Genomic DNA, 741 nt, shown 5'->3' on the forward strand with positions numbered 1-741 from the left:
GACACACTTCACCCTGAGGCTGACCATAATAAAATGACGATGCTTGTCCTTTACGTAGTGCACGCATGACTTCAATACCTTTAATTGTGGCATAAGCCGTCTTCATAGATTTGAATCCTAATGTGGCCCTGATGATCCGCTTTAGCTTGCCATGATCACATTCAATCACGTTATTTTTATACTTAATCTGCCTGTGCTCAAGGTCTGGTGGACATTTACCTTCCCGTTTTAACCGTGATAAAGCACGTCCATATGTGGGTGCTTTATCCGTGTTGATCACTTGTGGAATTTGCCACTTCTTCACATTATTTAAAATTTTTCCAAGAAAACAATATGCTGATTTGGTATTACGTCTAGAAGAAAGATAAAAATCAATGGTATCGCCACGTTGATCGACTGCACGATACAGATAAGACCATCGTCCATTCACTTTTACATAGGTTTCATCAATATGCCACGAGCTCAGATCTGTAGGATTACGCCAATACCAGCGTAAACGTTTTTCTATTTCAGGAGCATAACGTTGAACCCAACGGTAAATAGTCGTGTGATCAACATTCACACCCCGTTCGGCCAGCATTTCCTGCAGTTCACGATAGCTAATGCCATATTTACAATACCAGCGCACAGCCCAAAGAATGATTTCGCCCTGAAAATGCCGACCATGGAAAGGATTCATATGCTGCACCTTTAGCTAAAACAGTCTTCAGCTTACCATTCGTGGTTATTTGCAACAGTGCC

At 41.7% G+C, this 741-nt stretch carries 1 protein-coding gene; it reads right to left on the minus strand.

The genetic code is table 11. The annotated features are described in order from the left end of the window. The coding region (locus L6C30_RS14655; RefSeq protein ID WP_236163336.1) for an IS6-like element IS1006 family transposase at window positions 1–679 on the minus strand (679 nt) is incomplete at its 3' end. Window positions 680–741 lie beyond the last annotated feature (62 nt).

Source organism: Acinetobacter sp. KAM396, from assembly GCF_021602765.1.
Taxonomy (GTDB): Bacteria; Pseudomonadota; Gammaproteobacteria; order Pseudomonadales; family Moraxellaceae; genus Acinetobacter; species Acinetobacter towneri_A.